Raw genomic sequence first — 22,718 nt, 5'->3', positions numbered from 1 at the left:
TTTTCTTTGTTTTTAGTTAAAATTTATTTTCTACTTCTGCAGCTTCAAGTATTAAGTAATGCAAGTCGGTATTTTTAATAAAAGGTTTTAGCAAGTCACTACCCGGACCAAACATAGCTAACTCTACATAATCTGCAGAGTGGTGCATGCTAATCCATCCTACTGAGTTGTGTTGTTTTTGGATTTCGCCTAATACTTTAAAAGGAAGGTGACGTGCATTGTATAATCCGTCTTCAGATTTTAGATCTGTATAATAGCTTAAAATTAATTTTGCCTCTTCATCTGTTACGCCAAAATTATTAGCGTACTCAATACGTTCTTTAATTTGAGAAATAGAAGTTTCTTTTCCAAAACCATTTAAAATCCATTCGTTTGAATGTTTGTATTGTTGGATTGAATCAAAATTATCATTTGCTTTGCTTCCTGAAATAACTCCAGGGTTAGAGTTTCCGTGATCGGTAGTAATAATAACTAGTGTATCGTTGTCTTTTTCAGCAAAATCAATAGCAACTTTTACCGCTTCGTCGTGTGCAGTTTGATCGTATATTAAACCTGCAATATCGTTCCCGTGTGCAGCCCAATCTACTTTACCAGCTTCAACTTGTAAAACAAAACCTTCAGGATGATCTTTCATACGGTCAATGGCCTTTTGAGTCATTTCACCTAGAGTAGGAGTGTTTTGGGTAAGTTCTTTGCTGTTATTTCTATCTATGGTATAAGGTAAGCCACTGTCTGCAAAAACGCCTAAAATAGGCTTCGTATTGTTTGCAGCAATCATTTCCTCTCTGGTTTTTACAACTTGATATCCTGCAGTTTCAAATTCCTGATACATATCGCGATTATCTTTTCTGTATTCTGAAGAAAAATAAAGGTTTCCACCACCCATCATAATATCAAAACCAAGCTCTAAATATTTGTCAGCAATTCCTTCTTGATCTTTTCTTGTTTTGCTATTTACACAAAAACCGGCTGGAGTAGCGTGCGTTATTGGTACAGTTGTAACGCAACCTGCCATTTTACCCGCTTTTTTAAACTTTTGCCAAATTGGTACGTGGTTTTCACCAGTTGGGCTAACATTTACGGCTCCATTGTTAACTCTAAAACCTCCACCCCAAGATGAACTTGCTGCGGAAGAATCTGTAACAATAGAATTTGCAGATGCCATATCCATTAATGCGCGGCTTATTTTAGATTCTTTATATAATTGTAGCCAATTACTTCCTGTTCCAGTTTTTCGTGATAAATATAAGTCGGCCATATTAAGCGTTCCTGTACTCATACCATCACTTACAACTACAATAATATTTTTTGCTTTTTTATTTTTTTTAAGTGTGTCTAAGTTTAATTGAGTTGCACTTAAATCAAACGGATTTAATAAGGATGTTCCTAAGGCAAAAAGAGAGCCGTTTTTAAAAAATTTTCTTCTATCCATACGAAGTTTTTGAAAATAAGTAACAAATATAATGTAATGCGGTTAAAATAGTGTAGCTTTTATAACCTATTGGCTGTTTCAAAACAATTTGTTTGACCTTGCTACTTTGAATTTTAATTTTTTAAATTAAATTAGTCTATAATTTATTTACTTATGAAGAAAATTGGTGTTTTAATTTTGTTTTTTATGAGTGTTGTAGCTTGTAATAATCCATCTAAAAAAGTTGAAGAAACTAAAGTTGCTGAAGAAATACAGTATCATAAACCTGTTTTAAATACAAAAAGTGCTGCATATTTATATCATTTTGCATATGACTGTATTGATCAAGAATATCCTAATAAATTAGGTCAGGTATTGGGTGATGCTTCTTATTTAAAAGAACCTTCAGAATTACATCCTGCTTTTTATGGTTGTTATGATTGGCATTCATCAGTTCATGGACATTGGACTTTATTAAATATTTTGAAAGAATTTCCTGATTTTGAAAAGCGAGATGCCATTTTAACAAAGCTTCAGCGTAATATTTCAAAAGAAAATATTTTAAAAGAGATATTGTATTTTGATGATGTGCATAATAAAACATTTGAGCGTACATATGGTTGGGCGTGGTTGTTAAAAGTTGCAGAAACGCTAAAAGATTGGGATACAAAAGAGGCTCAAAAATTAGCTGAAAATTTAGATCCTTTGGTGCAATTAATTGAACAAAAATATATAGATTTTTTACCAAAATTAAAATATCCAATTAGGGTAGGAGAGCATCCAAACACTGCTTTTGGAATGTCCTTTGCCTTAGATTATGCAAAAAAATATTCTCCAGAGTTAGAGCAAATAATTATAGCTAAAGCAAAAGAATATTATATGGCTGATGCTGGTTGTCCTATTTCTTGGGAACCAGGCGGTTTTGATTTTTTATCACCTTGTTTACAAGAAGCATCATTAATGCTAAAAGTTTTACCTAAAGAAGAATTTATTACTTGGTTAGATAACTTTTTACCTAGTTTTAGAAACAATCCTGAGGCATATTTAAAAGTTGCTGAAGTAACCGATAGATCTGACGGAAAATTAGCGCATTTAGATGGTTTAAATTTTAGTAGAGCTTGGTGTTTGTATGAAATGGGTATTGCTCTTAACAACAATAAAATGACAAATTTAGCCAATAAACATTTTGACTATAGCTACAAAAAAATGGATTCCGGCGAATATGCCGGAACCCATTGGTTAGCGTCTTTTGCGCTATATGCTATATTAAAAAGTAATTAGTTTTTACCGTATTCAGTAATACGTAAAGTATTTGCCATACCTCTTGCTTTTACAGGCATAGAGGTAATGTTTATTGCGTAATCACCTTCTTTTAAGTAACCACGTTCTGCAGCTAGTTCATTAATATCTTCAATAGTTTGATCTGTACTTACAAATTTATCATAGTACACACCTTTAACACCCCAAAGTAAGTTTAGCATTGCTAAAATTCTTTTGTTTGAAGAGAAAACTAAAATATTTGCTTCTGGTCTCCAAGACGAAATATGGAATGCTGTAAATCCTGAAGCTGTTAACGTAGTAATTACTTCTGCATTTATAGATTCAGCCATTAATGCTGCTTGATGACAAATTTTCTTTGAGATAAAACGCTCATTAATGCATTGTGCATAGTGCTCAGGAGGTGAAATTAATGGTGAGTTTTCTACACTTTCAATAATTCTTCTCATTTGTTGAATTACTCCAACAGGGTAAGCACCCATTGCAGTTTCTCCAGAAAGCATTACCGCATCAGCACCATCCATAATAGAGTTTGCAACATCATTTACTTCAGCTCTAGTTGGAACTTGATTTTCAATCATAGTTTCCATCATTTGAGTAGCAATAATTACTGGTATGTGCGCCTTTTTAGCTTTTGCAACTAATTTCTTTTGAATTAATGGAACTTTTTCCATTGGTACTTCTACACCTAAATCTCCACGCGCCACCATTAAGGCATCACAATAAGGAGTAATTCTATCAATATTTGCAACTGCTTCTGGTTTTTCAATTTTTGCAATAATTGGAATTCTATGGTCAGAGTTATCAGCAATTAATTTTTGTAATTGCATTAAATCTTCAGGAGTTCTAACAAATGATAAAGCTATCCAATCAACTGCTACTTCTTTAATGGCAAATAAAGCGTCATTAATATCTTTTTCAGTTAAAGCAGGAACAGAAATATTTGTATTTGGTAAATTAACACCTTTTTTAGAGTTTAATGGACCACCTCTTAATACTTTTGTAGTTACTTTTTTATCTCTATCTGTAGCAGTTACTTCAAACATTAATTTTCCGTCATCTACTAAAATATGTTCACCAACTTCTACATCTTTTGGGAAGTTTTGGTAAGTCATATAAGCTTGTTCTTTTGTTCCTTCACACTCTTCAGTAGTAAATGTAAAAGTATCTCCAAGATTTAATTGAACAATCTCTTTCATTACACCAACGCGTAATTTAGGTCCTTGTAAATCAGCTAAAACTGCTACGTGGTATCCTTTTCTTTCGTTGATTTCTCTAATAATATTCACACGTTTTTGAACATCTTGATAGTCAGCGTGTGAAAAATTGATACGGAACACATTTACTCCGCAATCCATCATTTCTTCAATTATCTCTTTAGTGCTCGTTGCAGGGCCAAGTGTGGCTACAATTTTTGTGCGTTTTCTGTTTAATGCCATATTTAAAAAATTAAGTGATCTTTTGATTTTAGGGTTGAAGTTTCTATAGAATATGCGGTTATTATTTGGTTGATTGTATTTAGTTTTTCTGTTAAATTATTTATGAAAATTTTACGGTAACATCCTTCAACTTTTAAAAAAAAATCTATTTTCTTCTTTTCTGGAATTAAATATGAAATGGTACTGTAATTTCCTCCAAATAACCCTGCATTTTCTTGATTATGAACAAACTGTGTGTGTTTGTTGTTTATTAAATAATAATTTATAAAATTATGCTCATCTTTAAATTCAAATAATGGAAACTCAGCTTTTGAGTTTTTAAAATCCAAATTATCCTTATATCTTTTTAACTTTAACTGTAAATATTTGTTCATTAAAAATGCGAGTCTATAATCTTCTTCAGTGGAATGTATTCCAACTAATGAATAATCATCTTCTTCCATTTCAAATGTTAATACTTGCATATATAAAATGATAAACAATTATGCAAAAATACCATTGTTTAATTTCAGATGCTAATAATTTAACGAAAACGTATTAGTTTGTAAGCTTAAGTATTTGAAATTTCTTGCTGAAACGCGTAATAAGCTCTTTTTGAGGCTGTTTCCTCAGCTTTCTTCTTTGAAGTTGCTCTTCCTTTAGCTATTATTTTTCCGTCTAAAAATAATTTTACGCTAAAATGTTTGATGGTATTTTTACCTGTATCTTCGTAAACTTGGTATTTAAAGTCCTTTTTTTGCTTTTGACACCACTCAATAAACAAACTTTTGTAGCTTGTAATTTTCCCTTCTAATTTAGGAACATCAACGTACGGAATAATAACTCTTTTTTGGACGAATTTTTCACAATATTTATAACCTCTGTCCAAATAAATTGCTCCAATTAAAGCTTCAAAAACATTTCCATGGATGTTTTCACCAAATTTAGATTTTGCAACGGTGCTTTTTACAAATTTTAGTAAATCTAAATCTCTTCCTAATTCATTTAAATGTTCTCGACTAACAATTTTTGAACGCATTTGCGTTAAATAACCTTCGTCACCTGAAGGAACTTCTTCAAATAAATATGCGGCAATAATTGAGCTTAGCATAGCATCACCTAAAAACTCTAGGCGTTCATAGTTTTGTGGCAGTCCACTTTCTTTATCAATTTTTTTAATTGATCTGTGAATAAATGCTGTTTTATAAAAATGTAAATCTTTGGGTGTGAACCCTATGATTCGTTTTATTTCAATAAAGAAGTACTCGTCACGAATAGAGCGAGTTTTAATAATTTTACGAATGAAACCCATTCATGGATATTGTTAATCAAGTTTTTTAAAGAGTACACAAGCATTGTGTCCTCCAAAGCCAAATGTGTTGCTCATAGCAACTTTTACATTACGTTTTTGTGCTTTGTTAAACGTAAAATTTAATTTACTGTCAATTCTGTCATCATCTGTAAAATGATTAATTGTAGGAGGTACAATACCGTTTTTAATGGCTAAAATAGAAGCAATTGCTTCTACAGCTCCGGCAGCACCTAATAAATGACCAGTCATTGACTTAGTTGAATTTATATTAATTGTATATGCGTGTTCACCAAATACATCTAAAATTGCTTTGGATTCAGCAATATCTCCAAGAGGAGTTGATGTTCCGTGCATATTAATCGCATCTACATCTTCTGGTTTTAAACCAGCATCTTTTAAGCAGTTTAACATTACATTTTTAGCACCTAATCCTTCAGGATGTGGAGCTGTAATGTGATGTGCGTCAGCAGATAATCCACCTCCACCAACTTCAGCATAAATTTTTGCGCCTCTTGCAATGGCGTGTTCATATTCTTCTAAAATAAGTGCTCCAGCGCCTTCTCCTGAAACAAATCCATCACGATCTTTATCAAAAGGTCTTGATGCTGTTTTAGGATCGTCATTTCTTGTAGAAAGTGCTTGTAATGCATTAAAACCACCAATACCTGCAGGTGCTACGGTAGCTTCAGAACCTCCTGAAACCATCACATCAGCATAGCCTAACCTAATGTAGTTTAACGCATCAATAATTGCATTTGAAGAAGATGCACAAGCTGATACTGTTGCAAAATTTGGTCCTCTAAATCCGTATTTAATAGAAATTTGACCAGGAGCAATATCAGCAATCATTTTTGGAATAAAGAACGGGTTGAATCTTGGAGTTCCATCGCCATTAGCATAGTTAATTACTTCATTTTGAAAAGTTTCTAAACCACCAATTCCGGCACCCCAAATAACACCAACTCTATCTTTATCAATAGTTTCTAAATCTAAATGAGAATCTAAAACGGCTTCATCTGCAGCTACCATTGCGTACTGCGTGAATCTATCCATTTTTCTAGCTTCTTTTCGATCTATAAATTGTTTAACGTCAAAATTTTTGACTTCACAGGCAAAACGAGTTTTGAACTTGGACGCATCAAAATGCGTTATTGGAGCTGCCCCGCTAACGCCGTTAACAAGTCCGTTCCAATATTCATCAACAGTATTTCCAATAGGTGTTAATGCACCAAGTCCAGTTACTACTACTCGCTTTAATTCCATATAAAAATTACTTTTTCGCTTCTTCTATATAGCTAATTGCTTGACCTACAGTCCCAATATTTTCTGCTTGATCGTCTGGAATTTGAATATCGAATTCTTTTTCGAATTCCATAATTAACTCAACAGTGTCAAGTGAATCAGCTCCTAAATCGTTTGTGAAGCTTGCTTCTGTTGTCACTTCGTTTTCGTCAACGCCTAATTTATCCACGATAATGGCCTTTACTCTTGATGCAATGTCTGACATAATTTTTTAATTTTAAATTTAATTACGCGGCAAAAATATGAAACTTTATTTAAATCAAAATCATTTCTACCATAAAAGATGTTAATGAATTTGTAATTTTCAATTTTTTAGCGGTTTATACGTTAAAAGTTAGTAATTATTTAGTTTATTTGTTGATCAATTTAATTTTATTCAATGAAAAGAATTGCAATTCTAGCTTCAGGTTCTGGCTCTAATGCTGAAAACATTATTAAGTATTTTAAAAACAGTGATTTGGTGTCTGTAGAACAGGTACTTTCAAATAAGAAAGATGCTTTTGTTTTAGAAAGAGCAAATAGGTTAAATGTTAGTAACTTAAGTTTTAATAGGGCTGATTTTTATGCTTCTGATAAAATTGTTGAACTTCTTAAAAAAAATGCAGATTATGTTATTTTAGCAGGTTTTTTATGGAAAATTCCTCAAAATATTTTAGATGCTTTTCCAAATAAAATTATAAATATTCACCCTGCATTGTTGCCTAAGTATGGCGGAAAAGGGATGTACGGTATGCACGTACACGAAGCTGTTGTTGCTAATGCTGAAAAAGAATCAGGGATTACCATTCATTATGTAAATGAAAATTATGATGAAGGTGCTATAATTTTTCAAAATAGTTTTGAAGTGACTGCTACCGATACTGCAAATGATGTAGCAAATAAAGTACACACATTGGAGTATGCTCATTTTCCTGAAGTGATTGAAAAAGTAATTTTACAAAATGGCTAAAAGAAAGTTTTATGTAGTTTGGAACGGACATAAAAAAGGGGTTTTTACTTCTTGGAATGTTTGTAAAAAACACATTACAGACTTTAGTGGAGCCCAATATAAGTCGTTTGCTTCAAAAGATGAGGCTGAAAAAGCTTTTAAAGGAAGGTATGAAGATTATGTTGGTAAAAACACCAAAAAAGTGGTGCTTTCTGCTGATGAATTAAAGAAATACGGCAAGCCAATTTTAGAATCTTTGTCTGTTGATGCGGCTTGTGCTGGTAATCCTGGTAAAATGGAATACCGTGGTGTAGATACCAAAACAAAAAAACAATATTTTATACAAGGTCCATTTGAAAAAGGAACCAATAATATTGGTGAATTTTTAGCATTGGTACATGGTTTAGGTTTTTTAAAACAAAAAAAGAGTGATATACCAATTTATTCAGATTCGCGCATAGCAATGAGTTGGGTAAAAAAAGGACAATGCAGAACAAATTTGCAAATTACTTCAGAAAATAAAGCGTTGTTTGATTTGGTGAAACGTGCTGAAAAGTGGTTGAAAGAAAATACCTATACAACCCAAATTTTAAAATGGGAAACCAAAGCTTGGGGTGAAATTCCAGCAGATTTTGGTAGAAAATAAAGGTATAGTTATTTACAGTCTATATGTAAAAAGCAAACCGTTAGGTTTGCTTTTTTATATTTTGTTACGAGAGCATCATTTGTGCTCTAACCAGCGCATCGTATAAAGCGTCTATTTCATCAAATGTATTGTAAAAAGCAAAAGAAGCTCTAACAGTTCCCGGAATATTGTAAAAAGCCATAATAGGTTGTGCACAATGGTGACCAGTTCTTACAGCAATTCCTAATTTGTCAATAATAGAGCCAATATCAAATGGATGAATATCACCTATGTTAAAAGAAATTACTGCTGTTTTTTGTTTGGCTGTTCCATAAATTTTTAAACCTTCAATTTGCAATAATTTTTTAGTAGCATAAGTTAACAATTCATTTTCATAGGCTGCAATGTTTTCAAAACCAATTTCGTTCATATAATCTATGGCTACACCAAAGGCAATTCCGCCTGCAATATTTGGTGTTCCTGCTTCAAATTTATGAGGTAAACCAGCATATGTGGTTTTTTCAAAGGTTACCTGTTTTATCATTTCACCACCACCTTGGTACGGAGGTAATTTATTTAACCACTCTTCTTTTCCGTATAAAATTCCAACTCCGGTAGGGCCACATAATTTATGAGCTGAAGCTACATAAAAATCAACATCAAGCGCTTGAACATCAGGTTTAATATGTGGGCAACTCTGTGCGCCATCAATTAAAACGGCAGCACCAACAGCGTGCGCTTTGTCAATAATTTCTTTAATTGGGTTTATGGTTCCCAAAGCATTTGAAACATGGTTTACAAAAACCAATTTTGTTTTATTTGTAAGCAGTTCATCATACGAATCCATTAATAATTCTCCTTCGTGATTGATTGGAATTACTTTTAAAATAGCACCAGTACGTTCACAAAGCATTTGCCAAGGCACAATATTTGAGTGGTGTTCTAAAGTTGAAACTATAATTTCATCTCCTTTTTTTAATAATGAAGTAAAACCGGTTGCTACAATGTTAATACTGTGTGTTGTACCCGCGGTTAGTATAATTTCATAACTGTTTTGAGCATTGAAATGGTGTTGTAGTTTAACACGAGCTTCTTCATAAGCATCTGTTGCAACTTGACTTAAGGTGTGAACACCTCTATGAATATTTGCATTTATAGTAGAATAATAATTTACAATACTGTCAATTACTACTTGTGGTTTTTGACTTGTAGCGGCATTGTCTAAATAAACCAAAGGCTTTCCGTTTACTTTTTCTTTTAAAATAGGAAAGTCAGCTCGAATTTTATCAATATCTATCATGTGCTCTTTTTAGAATGATTCTAAATACAAAATTACAAAATTGAGATTGTTTTAAGCTGTTTTTTGTAGCTAATTACAGGTAATTGTTCTTTTAGCAGTGCTTCTATAGTGTTTTTTGTTAACTATTTAGTTTAACCAAAAGGTTAATAAAATATATTGCTTTGTGGTTGTTGCAAAATAATTGTTATTTTTAGAGGACTAAATAATTTGATGGAATGAGAAAGTTTTTTAAGTATGGATTGTCTTTACTTGTTGTGGTTATAGCCATAGTTGTGGTTACTAATTATAAGGTGTTAAACATTGTTACTGGTTTTGCTGCAAAAAGTACGTGTTCTTGTACTTTTGAAGGTAACCGTAATTTAGCATCAATTGAAGCAGGTGATAATGATATTTTTCCTGTGAAGTATGCAACAAATACTATTAATTTTGAAGAAAAATCGGTGTCTTCTACTTTTTTTGGATTAAAAAAAAGAACAGCAATTTTTAAGAAAGGTGTTGGTTGTGTACTTGTTCCTGAGGGTGATAAGCCAGTTGAAAGTTTTACACCAAACCGTACTTTTGTAAAAAATGAAATCCCTTATCCGTATGGTAATTTGCCTCAAAAAGATACTGTTTTTCCTGAAGTTGATTATAAAAAATTAGACAAAACTGTTAGTCGTGTTTTTGATGAAGGTGCTCAAAAAATAAAACGCACAAGAGCTGTTTTGGTACTTTATAAAGATAAAATTATTGCTGAAAAATATGCAAATGGATTTTCTAAAAACAGTCAGTTGTTGGGTTGGTCTATGACAAAAAGTATTGCTAGTGCAGCAATTGGAGTGCTTGAAAAGAAAGGGGTTTTATCTAAAGATGATGCGAATTTATTTCCAGAGTGGTCGCAAGATAAACGCGCAAATATAACTTTAAATAACGTGTTGCAAATGAACACAGGTTTGGAGTGGGATGAAAATTACAATACCATTTCTGATGTAACAAAAATGTTATATTTAGAAGAAGATATGACCAAATCTCAATTAAGTAAATCACTTGTTAGTGAACCAAATAATAGCTGGAATTATTCTTCTGGAACTACAAATTTATTAACAAGAATTATCAATAATAAATTCAATACAAAGCAAGAAGCATTGGATTTTTGGTATGCCGAATTAATTGATAAAATTGGTATGAATTCTATGATTTTAGAAACAGATTTATCAGGCAATTACGTTGCATCTTCCTATGGTTGGGCTACAGCTAGAGATTGGGCAAAGTTTGGGTTATTGTATTTACATAAAGGCAATTGGAATGGCACTCAAATTTTAAATGAATCTTGGGTAAATTATTCAGTAACTCCCACAAATGGTTCAAACGGAAGATACGGTGCGCAATTTTGGTTAAATGCTGGGGGAGAATACCCAAATGTGCCTAAGGAATTGTTTTCTTGTAATGGTTATCAAGGGCAATATGTTTTTGTAATTCCAACAAAAAACTTGGTAATTGTAAGATTTGGGTTGTCAAAAGAACCCGCTTTTAATATTGATGAATTTTTAAGTGGAATTATTGCTTCAATTAATTAAAATGCAATGTTTTGGTAATGTAAAATAAAAAGTTGTCTCCAGCTGATTCTAGTTTAGAGTTTAAAATGATGATTTTAGTTTAATAATTGTGAATAGATTTGAGTTAAAAAAAATATATAAAAAAGTGTGTTTATAGCTTTTAAATTGAAATTTTTTTATGATAAATATCATATTTTAGTGTTAAAAAGTGAGAAAACATCATTTTTTTTGGTGTTTTAGATGTGATTTAGCTAGGGAAATAAGCTATTTGTTTAAATTTATTTGTGAATTATATTGTTTTTGTGTAAAACAATGTATGTTTTTTTAATTATTTTTAAATTAGCAAATTGATCATTTTTTTTAAAGTTATAATCAAGTATAAATGTTAACTGTTTATTTATGAGTAAAAACTACCCAATTAAAAAATCACTTCAAATTGTAAGCGCTTTTTTTGAAGCTTTTAATATAAAACGTTCATATTTTTCTTTTGTTTTTACATTAGGATTGTTTTTAGTCTCATTTGTGGCATCTTCACAAACAGCATCATTTACAGCTGATGTTAGTGCAGGTTGTTCTCCAATAGCAGTTGTTTTTACAGATACTTCAACAGAAGTTGTAGGGAATGAAATTGTTAGCTGGGCTTGGGATTTAGGGAATTCAAATACTTCTACATTTCAAAACCCTTCGGCCAATTATCCAGAGCCGGGGTTGTATACAGTTTCATTAACAGTAACATATGATGATGGTTCTACAAGTTCAACATCTCAAGAAATTTCGTCTTATCCAGCACCATCAGTATCATTAAACGCAGCTTTCGAAGGTTGTGAACCTTATACAGCTACTTTACAGCCTGTTTCAAGTCCGATAACCGTTCCTGCCATTCCTTCAGGATCATTGTATCCGTCAGGAGTTGGCGAAATCACGGGTGGTGATATTGTAAGTTACGAATGGAATTTTTTCGGATTTTTACCAACACAAACTACTACAGTAGGTTCACCTGATTTAACGCTTACAAATATTCCTTACGGTAGTTATGATGTGTATTTAACCGCTTATGATGAGTATGGTTGTTCTACTTCGGTGTTTGTGCAAAAGGCAGTTGTTGTAAACGCAAAACCCGAAGTTTCTTTTACATATTTGAAAGGTGACCCTTGCGGTACGGGTAATGTGGATTTTGATGGAGAAGGTGTTATAGAAAGTGGAAGTATTGCTAGTTACGAATGGTTTATAGATGGTGCAAGTACTGCTAACACAGAAGATTTTAGTTATAATTTTACGGCTGCAGGAGATTATAGTATACAATTAATTGCAACTTCTGATAATGGTTGTGTATCAGACCCTGTTACACAAATTATTTCATTTAATAATAATAATACCACAGACTTTTCTTTTAGTTTTAATGCAAGTGGTGGAAATTGTAATGGAGAAGCAGTTTCATTTACCAATACCTCAAACGGAAGTAGTTATGTTTGGGATTTTGGGGATGGCAACTCTTCTACCGATGTAAATCCTAGTCATTCTTTTGGTGCTCCAGGAGATTATACCGTAACACTAACTTCTACTTTTAGTGATGGATGTACAATTCCAATAACCAAAACAGTAGAAGTAAGCGGTGCAACAGCAGATTTTACTTTTGGAACAGGTAATGCATGTAACCCTGATTATACCGCTAATTTTGATAGTTCAACATCAACAGCTGTAGGAACGACCATAACTGGGTATGCTTGGGATTTTGGAGACGGAAACGCATCTGTGGATCCAAATCCAGGACACGATTATGGGGCACCAGGGAGTTATACAGTTAATTTAACAGTGACAACGGCAAATGGCTGTGAAAATACAACAGAACAAACAGTAGTGATTGAGCCAACTGAAATTGATTTTTCGGCTGACAGTTTAGAATTAGAAGGTTGCAACCCTGTGTCTACTACTTTTACAGCGATTTATCCTCATAGTTCAGATACTATTGCTACGTATTTATGGACATTTAGTGATGGAACTACTTCAACAGATGCAAGTCCTACTCATTCTTTTAGTGGAGCAGGAGAATATGATGTTTCCCTTGAAGTAACCACTGTAAATGGATGTACACTTTCAACTTCAGAATCTGATTATGTTCAGGTTGGGGAGCGTCAAGTAATTTCAGATGTTCAATATTCTCAATTAAATTTTTGTAGAACAAGTAATGTTATTTTTACCGCAGATTTTACAGACCTTGTTGATGAAGTTGTATGGATTTTTGATAGTGGAACTGGTAGTGCTTACTCCGAAACACAATATGTAAATAATGTAACTTCTAGTTCTATTAGTCATAGATTTTCTGACCCAGACGTTGATCATTCTGTAACCGTTATTGTGTATTATAACGGTTGCCCTTCACTGCCATATACTGTAGATAATATAGTAATTGATGAACCAGAAGCGCGTTTTGAATTTACGCCAACAACGGCTTGTGATGTACCAACAACTGTAACCTTTACAAATACAAGTAAAAGTACAGTTAATGTGTCTACATATGAATGGGATTTTGGAGATGGTACACCGTTAGTAACCATTGTGGGTGATGATTCTCCTATAAACCATACCTATACCACAGCAGGTGATTTTACAGTTTCACTTACAGTTAGAAACAGTGCAACGGATTGTGATGATAGAATCAGAGAAGATATAAGAGTAACAACTTCAACACCTTTATTTTCAGTTGATAACCAAATTGTTTGTGCTGGAAGTCCTTCGGTATTTACCAATTTAGTGGCTGCAAATTCATCGTCTAATTTTGTACCAGCAACTTATGAATGGGATTTTGGAAATGGAGATACTTCAACAGACGAAAACCCAACATATACTTATAATACACCAGGATTGTATACTGTTACGCTTAAAGTAATAGAGCAAAACGGCTGTGAATATACTCATGAGGAGATTAATTATATGACGGTTAATGGTCCAATTGTAGCTTTTGATGCAGATCCAATTCAAATATGTTTAGGTACTGAAGTTAATTTTACAGATTTAACAACCAAAGCTCCAACTGATGATAGTACCAGTTTTACATATTTGTGGGAATTTGGAGATGGTAATTCATCAACTGCTCAGAATCCAACGCATACATATACTGCTAATGGTGGTTATACAGTTACTTTAACAGTGACAGATAATAATGGTTGTTCTGCTTCTATCTCAAAAAGTGATAATGTTGTGGTTCCACCGGTAACAGCTGGTTTTACAACAACAAGAGACAATTATTGTATTGAAGATAATACTGTTGTATTTACAGATACTGCAGTAGGTAATGGTTTAACCTATGAATGGGATTTTGGTGATGGAAATGGTTTTGTTGCAGGAACTTCGGCAGCTTCATTTACATATGCCGCTACAGGAACATATACCGTAATACAAAGAGTTACTAGTGATTTAGGTTGTATTGATGAATTTTCAAAAGATATTTCAATAGTTGACGATGTTGCAGATATTCTTATTCCTGATACAGATTTAGGATGCGCACCAGGTTTAGCGCAATTTTCTACAACAGATACTGACAATGTGGTGGCTTCATATTCTTGGGATTTTGGTGATGGTTATATTTCAACTGATAAAGATCCAGATCATTATTATATACTTCCAGGAACTTATACAGCTACTTTAACAGAAACTCTAATTGGTGGTTGTACTAGAACAAGTTCTGTTGAAATTTTTGTAGATGGTGCAATAGGTGAGTTTTCATTTGACTCTACTTTAGGTTGTGCTCCTCATACTGTTAATTTTACGGTAGAAGGATTAGAAGGAGTTGAAAAAGTAACTTGGGATTTTGGAGATGGCACCACTGAAGTAGAAGATAACATAGGTACTAAAACTTCGGCAACTGTTTCACATACATATAGTTCTTATGGAAGTAGATTACCAACGGTTATTTTAACAAATTCTACTTGTGGAGATTATGCGTATACTTACCAAAGTGATACTCGAATAAACACCACAGAAGCACCAAACGCAAATTTTAATATATCATCTATTGATACAGGATTAGATTGTGAGAACAAGTCCATTCAATTTACAGATACTTCAACTTTAAATGATCCACGATATCCAATTTCAAAATGGTTGTGGGATTTTGGGGATGGAACTACTTCTACACAGCAAAATCCAATGCATACATATACTAGTGCAGGAGCTTATATAGTTAGTTTAATAGTTGATAATGGAGTAATTGATGAAAGCGATGGTGGTTGTCCAGCTGCCGTAACTCAAGAAATTTTAATAAGGCAATTACCAATTGCAGTGGCCACACCAGACACACAAACTATTTGTGATGGAACTTCTAGTGCAGATATTGTTTTGTCAACATCAAATTCTATTGATTTTACAACGTTTGCTTGGACAAGAGATAAGCCGGCAGGGATCTCTGGTCCACCGGTATCTGGGGCAGGAGATATTACAGGAGCTGTGTTTAACAATTCAACAGCTGATCCTATAACAGTTACTTATACCATTATACCTACTGGTCCGGCACCAACATATTGTGAAGGTGATTCAATTACAGCAGAAATTACAGTAAACCCAACACCAAAAGTAAATAGTGCAAGTACAAATTTAATTTGTAATGGTGAAAGTGTAAATTATGATATTACGTCGTTAACAGCAGGAACAACATTTACTTGGACAGCTTCAGAAATAACTGCTCCAACAGGTGGAGCTATTACTGGTTTTACAGCTTCAGGATCAGGGGCAGATATTGATGATACTTTAGTAAATTCAGGATCATCTATTGGAGTTGTTCGTTATGTAATTACGCCAACAGGACCAGCTTCAACAAATTGCCCTGGAGAGGTGTTTAACTATGATGTTACGGTAAACCCAATACCTGATGTTATTGCAACGCCAGCAACACAAATTATTTGTAGTGAAGAAACTACAAGTATTACTTTAAGTTCAAATACCACGGGAACAGAAGCAGTTACGTATTCTTGGACCGCAGCAGTAATAAGTGGTTCAAATACTACAGGTTTTTCAGATGCTAGTGGGGCAACTATTGCGCAAACTTTAACAAATAACGGAACCACACAAGCAGTAGTACAATATACAATAACGCCAGCAATTGGAAGTTGTATAGGAGTAGCAGAAACTGTAAATGTAACGGTAAACCCATCTGGACAAGTTAATAATCCTGGAAACCAGAGAGTTTGTAATAATAATAGTACGGCTGAAGTAATTTTTGACACTTTAAATACTGATGGAACTACTACATACGAATGGACAAATAGTAATACATCTATTGGGTTGGCAGCTGCAAGTGGAACTGGAAATATACCTTCTTTTACAGCAGTTAATACAGGAACATCTCAAGCTGTTGCAGTATTTACTATAACTCCAACATACACAAATGGAGGAATAAGTTGTGAAGGATTAGCAATGCAATTTCGTATTCGGGTAAATCCAACAGGTCAAGTGGATCAACCAGCTGATGAAGTGTTTTGTAATGGAACTGAGAACACCCTTAATTTTACTACAGTTAACGAAATTGTAGATGGAACAACAACATACGCTTGGACTGGTGGTACATCAATTGGTTTGGCGGATGGTTCTGTAAACTCTGTAGCTTCTGGAAATACTGGGCCAACATTTACTGCAACAAATAGCACTACAGCTCCAATTGTGGCTACTATAACAGTTATACCAACGTATACACGAGGAGGTGTTGGTTGTCCAGGGCCTTCAAAATCGTTTACAATTACGGTGAATCCTTCAGGTCAAGTTAATGCTTTAAGTGATCAGGTTGTGTGTAATGGAGGTGCTACTAGTTTGGTAACTTTTTCAACAAATAATACAGGAGGTACAACTACATATACATGGGATAATGATACTGAATCTATTGGTTTGTTAGATGGCTCTGGGCCAACTATAGATTCGTTTACTGCTGTAAATACAACAACAGCTCCAATTGTTGCAACTATTACGGTAACACCAACATTTACAAATGATGGAGTAAGTTGTGAGGGTACAACTCAGGAATTTACAATTACAGTAAATCCAACTGGGCAGGTTAACCCAATTGCAGCTCAAACATTTTGTAATGAAGATTCCCCTTCAGAAGTAACTTTTTCAACAAATAATACAGGAGGTACAACAACATATTCTTGGACCAATACAAATGAAGATATTGGTTTAGGAGGTTCTGGTACTGGTAATTTGTCTTTTACAGCTAGTAATACAACAAATGCACCAATAATTGGTACTATTGAAGTTACTCCTACTTTTGAAAATGGAGGAGTAAGCTGTACAGGTCCTTCAGAAAGTTTTACAATAACAATTAATCCAAAAGGTCAGATAAACGACCCAACCGATGAAATTATTTGTAGCAATACCAGTACCAATATAGCCTTGAGTACAACTGTACCAGGAACTACCTTTTATTATGATGCGCCAACAATTTCAGGAGCCGCAGGAAATATTACAGGAGGAACAGCACGTTTAACTCCTGGAAACATAAGTAACATTACAGATACTTTGGTAAATACAACTGCTGATATTCAAACAGCAACTTATACTGTTTACCCTATTTATGATGGTTGTATTGGAACCTCGGAAGAAGTGGTTGTTACTGTAAATCCAACACCAAAAGTAAGTAGTGCAAGTACAAAAAATATATGCGATAATACAGCTGTAGGGTATACAATTACTTCAGAAACTGTAGGAACTACGTATACTTGGACAGCTTCTGTTCTAACTACTCCAGCAGGTGGAACTATTAGTGGTTTTACAACTTCAGGAGTAGGAGCAAATATAGATGATACTTTAGTAAATACAGGAACATCTCCAGGAGTTGTTCGTTATGTAATTACACCAACAGGACCAGCTTCAACAAATTGTCCTGGTGAGGTGTTTAATTTTGATGTTACAGTGCATCCAACACCAAAAGTTAGTAGTGTTGCTGCTAATACTATTTGTAACAATACAGCTGTGGGTTATACAATTACTTCAGATACAGCAGGAACAACATTTACTTGGACTTCTTCAGTAACAACAGCTCCAACAAGTGGAACTATTACTGGTTTTAATAATGATGCAACTGGTTCTAATACACAAATTAATGATGTTTTATTGAATAATGGGACATCTCCAGGAGTTGTTACATATGTAATTACTCCAACAGGACCAACAGGCTGTCCAGGAGAGCCATTTAACTTTGAAGTAACAGTAAATCCTTCAGGTCAAATAAATACAATTTCAAATCAAGAGTTATGTAACGGAGATGCTACTAGTTCGGTATCATTTTCAACAAATAATACAGGAGGTACAACTACATATACATGGGATAATGATACTGAATCTATTGGTTTGTTAGATGGGTCTGGGTCAACTATACCTTCGTTTACTGCAATAAATAGCACTGCAGCTCCAATTGTTGCAACTATTACGGTTACACCAACATTTACAAATGATGGAGTAAGTTGTGAGGGTACAGCTGAGGAATTTACAATTACAGTAAATCCAACACCAAAAGTTAGTAGTGCCGCTGCTAATACTATTTGTAATAATACAGCTGTGGGTTATACAATTACTTCAGATACAGCAGGAACAACATTTACTTGGACAGCTTCTGTATTAACAGCTCCAACAGGTGGAACTATTACTGGTTTTAATAATGATGCAACCGGTTCTAATACACAAATTAATGATGTTTTGGTAAACACAGGAACATCTCCAGGAGTTGTTCGTTATGTAATTACGCCAACAGGACCAGCTTCAACAAATTGCCCTGGAGAGGTGTTTAATTTTGATGTTACGGTAAACCCAACAGCTCAAGTAAATCCAATTTCAAATCAAACACTATGTAGTGGAGATGATACTTCATTGGTAACTTTTTCAACAAATAACTCTGGAGGAACAACAACATATACTTGGACCAATACAAATGAAGATATTGGTTTAGGAGCAAATGGGTCTGGGCCAACTATAGATCCATTTACTTCAACAAATAGCACCACATCTCCAATTTCTGGAACAATTACGGTTACACCAACTTTTACAAATAATGGAGTAAGTTGTATAGGTCCTTCAACAGATTTTACAATTACTGTAGAACCAGTACCAGTGCTTACCAGTGGTTTAACAGAAGATTTGTGTGTGGATACTGTGTCTTCTCAAGCAACCTCTAATTTAACATTGACAACAAACCCTAATATGGCAGGTGTCTTATTTGAGTATGAAGCACCAACGCTTACTGGAGGAATGACTGGAGGTTCAGCAAGAACAACACCTAGTTCAGATCCAATTACTGATACTTTTACAAATAATACTCCTGATGTACAAACAGCAACATATTTAGTAACTCCAATTGCACCTTCAGGTTTAAGTTGTGAAGGTGTTCAAGAAACAGTAGTAATTACTGTATATCCAATTATAACAATTACAAGCTCACTAACTGATCAAGTTTGTAGTGGTGAAGAGTTTTCATACACTATAACAAGTAATGTATCTAATTCTGATTTTTCTTGGTCAAGAGCTGCAGTTGCAGGAATTAGCAATGCTTCAGCAACCGGAACAGGTTCGTCAATTGAAGAAACTTTAGTTAATACTACAGGAAACCCTATTGATGTAGCATATGTTTTAACACCAACTGGCCCAACAGGGTGTTTAGGGGTAGAATCTACTTTAGTTGTTACGGTGAACCCTACACCAGCAGTTACTGTTGGTTTAAATCAAGCAATTTGTAGTGGTACAAATGCCAATTTAGTTTTAACAACTACCCCATCAGTTGCAGGAACAACATTTACATGGCCTGCACCAACTACAGAAGGTTCATTTGGTACTGTAACCGGTGGTACTGCTAGAATAGTAGGAAGTACTAGCCCAATTACAGATAATTTAGTGAATACTACAAATGCACCATTAACATTAGTATATTTAGTAACACCAACAAGTTCGTTAGGTTGTATTGGTACGCCTGAAGAAGTTAAAATTACAGTTTATCCTATTCCAACAATTAATAGCGATGCTACTAAAGAAATTTGTAACAACACAAGTGTTGCTTATAGTCCAACATCAGCAGCAGCGTCATCATTTACTTGGACGGCTTCATTAACAAGTGGAAATGTAACAGGGTTTAATACAAATTCTGGTACAACTATTAATGATGTTTTAGAAAATACTGGAACAACAATTGGTACAGTAACATATACTATTACACCTACAGGAGTGTATCCAGCCAATTGTATGGGAACACCATTTGATTTTGTGGTAACTGTAAATCCTACGCCTGATGTTGTTGCAACACCAACTTCTGAAGAAATTTGTAGTGGAGATACAACATCAATTGCATTGTCTACCAATGTTACAGGATCAACTGTTACATATGATTGGACAGCTACAGTAATAAGTGGTTCAGCAAGTGGTTTTTCAAATGATAGTGGTAATACAATTGCAGAAACATTGGTAAATTCTGGAACTACACAAGCAGTAGTTCAATATACTATTACACCATCTATTGGTATGTGCGAAGGCTCACCTATTACGGTTGATGTTACCGTAAATCCAAGTCCAACATTTAGTGTTTCAACACCTGTTCAAGGAACTTGTGCATCTCCTTTAGGAAGTTTAGAATTAACTGATTTACCATCTGGAAATTGGACAATAACACAAACAGGAACAGCTTCAAATACATATGCCGGATCAGGTTCAACATATACGGTTTCAGGACTAGCTTCGGGAACATATAATTTTACAGTTACAAATGATGATGGTTGCACTTCTGCAATAAGTTCAGATGTTGTAATAGATAATATTATTTGTGCAATTGTAGATGATTTTACAAGTTCACCAGTTGATGAGGTAACCGGAGGAACTGCCGGAGATGTTACAGCAAATGATACATTAAATGGTATATTGGTTACAGATACAGACATTACAATTACCTTAGATGATAATGATGGAATTAGTGGTTTAACAATTGATGCTAACGGAAATATTATTGTACCTGCCGGAACTTCTGAAGGTACCTATACAATTGATTATACAATTTGTGAAATAGCTAATACTTCAAACTGTAGTAGTAACTCTGCTACAATTGTAGTTGATGATGCTGGAGACCCAATTGCAGTTAATGATCCAGATTCAGGAACTTATTTGGTTGATGAAGATAGTTCAAGTAATACGTTGGATTGGATTACAAATGATACAATAATTGATGGAGCTGCTTTAGCTTCATTTGACACAGCAACTTCAAATGGAGGAACTGTGACAGATAATGGTGATGGTACATTTGATTATGTTCCAGCGGCTGGTTATGTTGGTTTAGATCAATTTGAATATACAATTTGTGATAATGATTCACCAACAGCTTCTTGTAGTACCGCAACTGTTTTTATTGAAGTTGAAAATGTGAATGACGCACCGGTAGCAACAGACGATAGTTTTAGTGGACAAGAAGATACTACTATAACTGGAAATATTATTACAGACGGAAATGGAAATGGGGCAGATTATGATATTGATTTAGATGCCTTATCAGTTGATCAGTTTATTATTAGCGGAGCACCAGGAACCGTATATTCAATAGCGCCAGGTTCAGATAATTCAGCAACTATTATTGGTGTTGGAACTATTACTATAGCATCAGATGGAGCTTTAACGTTTGTTCCTGCTAATGATTATTTTGGACCTGTTCCACAAATATTATACAGGTTAACAGACGGAGCGTTAACAGATACGGCTATTATTACAATTACAATTACACCAGTAAATGATGCTCCTGTTGCTGATGCAAATGCAACAACTACGGTTGAAGATGTTCCGGTAACATTTAATGTTACTTCAACAGATACAGATATTGATGGAACTATTAATTCTGCTACGGTAGATCTAGACCCAACAACAATAGCCTTAGATAATAGTATTACAACAGCCGACGGTACTTGGACTGTTGATAACAACGGAGATGTTACTTTTTCTCCAGTATTAGCATTTGTTGGTACGGCAAGCTTGTCTTATGTTGTATATGACAATCAAGGTTTAGTATCAAATGAAGCAAATTTATCTGTGGTGGTTAGTGATGAAGGAGATCCTGTTGCGGTTGCAGATTCAGGTACAACACTTATCAATACTACGTTAACAACAGTAAATGTATTATTAAATGATACTGTAGTAGATAGTGCAACAATTACAAGTTTTGACAATACAAGTGTTGAAGGCGGTACAGTAACTAATAATGGAGACGGTACATTCAATTATGTGCCTGCAACAGACTTTGTAGGGACTGATACATTTACATATACGTTATGCGATGATGATTCTCCAGCTAGTTGTAGTACAGCAATAGTTACAATTACTATTCCTGAAGCTTCAGAGTTAGTGGTAACCAAGTTAGCGAGTACCCTAATGCCGAATGTAGGAGAGCATATGACGTTTACAATTTCGGTATTGAACAATGGACCAAGTGATGCTACAAGTATTGAATTATTAGATGTATTGCCAAGTGGTTACAGTTATGTGAGTGATGATGGTGCAGGCGCTTATAATGCCGCAAGTGGCTTGTGGAGCATTGCAAGTTTAGCAGATGGAGTTACTACAAGTTTAACGATTACAGCCCTTGTCAATGCGAGTGGTGATTACAC

The 22,718-nt window shown here is 34.2% G+C and carries 12 protein-coding genes; 5 read left to right on the top strand and 7 right to left on the bottom strand.

Annotated features, from left to right (window positions below):
• Positions 1–16: 16 nt before the first annotated feature.
• Entirely contained in the window at positions 17–1,432 is a 1,416-nt protein-coding gene (locus ACFQ5N_RS02880; RefSeq protein ID WP_386807590.1) for an alkaline phosphatase, read from the bottom strand.
• Positions 1,433–1,585: 153 nt separating this feature from the next.
• Here ACFQ5N_RS02880 and ACFQ5N_RS02875 point away from each other — a divergent pair, with 153 nt between their 5' ends.
• A complete protein-coding gene (locus ACFQ5N_RS02875; RefSeq protein ID WP_386807588.1) occupies positions 1,586–2,692 on the top strand; it encodes a DUF2891 domain-containing protein in 1,107 nt (368 codons plus the stop codon).
• Here the strand turns inward: ACFQ5N_RS02875 and pyk are convergent.
• From pyk to ACFQ5N_RS02850, 5 genes are all read right to left on the bottom strand, one after another.
• Positions 2,689–4,128 (bottom strand): pyruvate kinase, encoded by a 1,440-nt coding sequence (gene pyk, locus ACFQ5N_RS02870; protein WP_386807586.1) that lies wholly within the window; start codon positions 4,126–4,128, stop codon positions 2,689–2,691. The two genes, ACFQ5N_RS02875 and pyk, sit on opposite strands and share 4 nt — an antisense overlap.
• A 2-nt stretch (positions 4,129–4,130) precedes the next feature.
• Entirely contained in the window at positions 4,131–4,592 is a 462-nt protein-coding gene (locus ACFQ5N_RS02865; protein ID WP_386807584.1) for an IPExxxVDY family protein, read from the bottom strand.
• Between the two features lie 86 nt (positions 4,593–4,678).
• Positions 4,679–5,419, bottom strand: a complete 741-nt coding sequence (gene rnc, locus ACFQ5N_RS02860; RefSeq protein ID WP_386807582.1) for a ribonuclease III — start codon at positions 5,417–5,419, stop codon at positions 4,679–4,681.
• Positions 5,420–5,431: 12 nt separating this feature from the next.
• Complete coding sequence (fabF, locus tag ACFQ5N_RS02855; RefSeq protein ID WP_386807581.1) at positions 5,432–6,682, bottom strand: beta-ketoacyl-ACP synthase II; 1,251 nt, start codon at positions 6,680–6,682, stop codon at positions 5,432–5,434.
• 7 nt (positions 6,683–6,689) lie between these two features.
• Entirely contained in the window at positions 6,690–6,926 is a 237-nt protein-coding gene (locus tag ACFQ5N_RS02850) for an acyl carrier protein (RefSeq protein ID WP_068209181.1), read from the bottom strand.
• A 174-nt stretch (positions 6,927–7,100) separates the two neighbouring features.
• Here ACFQ5N_RS02850 and purN point away from each other — a divergent pair, with 174 nt between their 5' ends.
• Both purN and ACFQ5N_RS02840 read left to right on the top strand, forming a co-directional pair.
• Positions 7,101–7,670 carry a phosphoribosylglycinamide formyltransferase gene (purN, locus tag ACFQ5N_RS02845; RefSeq protein ID WP_386807578.1) on the top strand — a complete coding sequence of 190 codons (570 nt, stop codon included), beginning with the start codon at positions 7,101–7,103 and terminating at the stop codon, positions 7,668–7,670.
• Entirely contained in the window at positions 7,663–8,295 is a 633-nt protein-coding gene (locus ACFQ5N_RS02840; protein ID WP_386807576.1) for a ribonuclease H1 domain-containing protein, read from the top strand. The genes purN and ACFQ5N_RS02840 overlap by 8 nt, the downstream gene beginning before the upstream one ends.
• A gap of 64 nt (positions 8,296–8,359) precedes the next feature.
• On the opposite strand, the gene ACFQ5N_RS02835 is transcribed toward ACFQ5N_RS02840, so the two are convergent.
• A complete protein-coding gene (locus ACFQ5N_RS02835) occupies positions 8,360–9,574 on the bottom strand; it encodes an aminotransferase class V-fold PLP-dependent enzyme (RefSeq protein ID WP_386807574.1) in 1,215 nt (404 codons plus the stop codon).
• Between the two features lie 215 nt (positions 9,575–9,789).
• Here ACFQ5N_RS02835 and ACFQ5N_RS02830 point away from each other — a divergent pair, with 215 nt between their 5' ends.
• Together ACFQ5N_RS02830 and ACFQ5N_RS02825 are read left to right on the top strand one after the other, a co-directional pair.
• Positions 9,790–11,130 carry a serine hydrolase domain-containing protein gene (locus ACFQ5N_RS02830; protein ID WP_386807572.1) on the top strand — a complete coding sequence of 447 codons (1,341 nt, stop codon included), beginning with the start codon at positions 9,790–9,792 and terminating at the stop codon, positions 11,128–11,130.
• Positions 11,131–11,508: 378 nt separating this feature from the next.
• The coding region (locus ACFQ5N_RS02825; RefSeq protein ID WP_386807570.1) for a PKD-like domain-containing protein at positions 11,509–22,718 on the top strand (11,210 nt) is incomplete at its 3' end.

It is taken from the genome of Lutibacter holmesii (genome assembly GCF_042679665.1).
GTDB lineage: Bacteria > Bacteroidota > Bacteroidia > Flavobacteriales > Flavobacteriaceae > Lutibacter > Lutibacter holmesii.
Note: the sequence above shows the minus strand (reverse complement) of the source record. Positions and strands in the feature narration are given on the sequence as shown.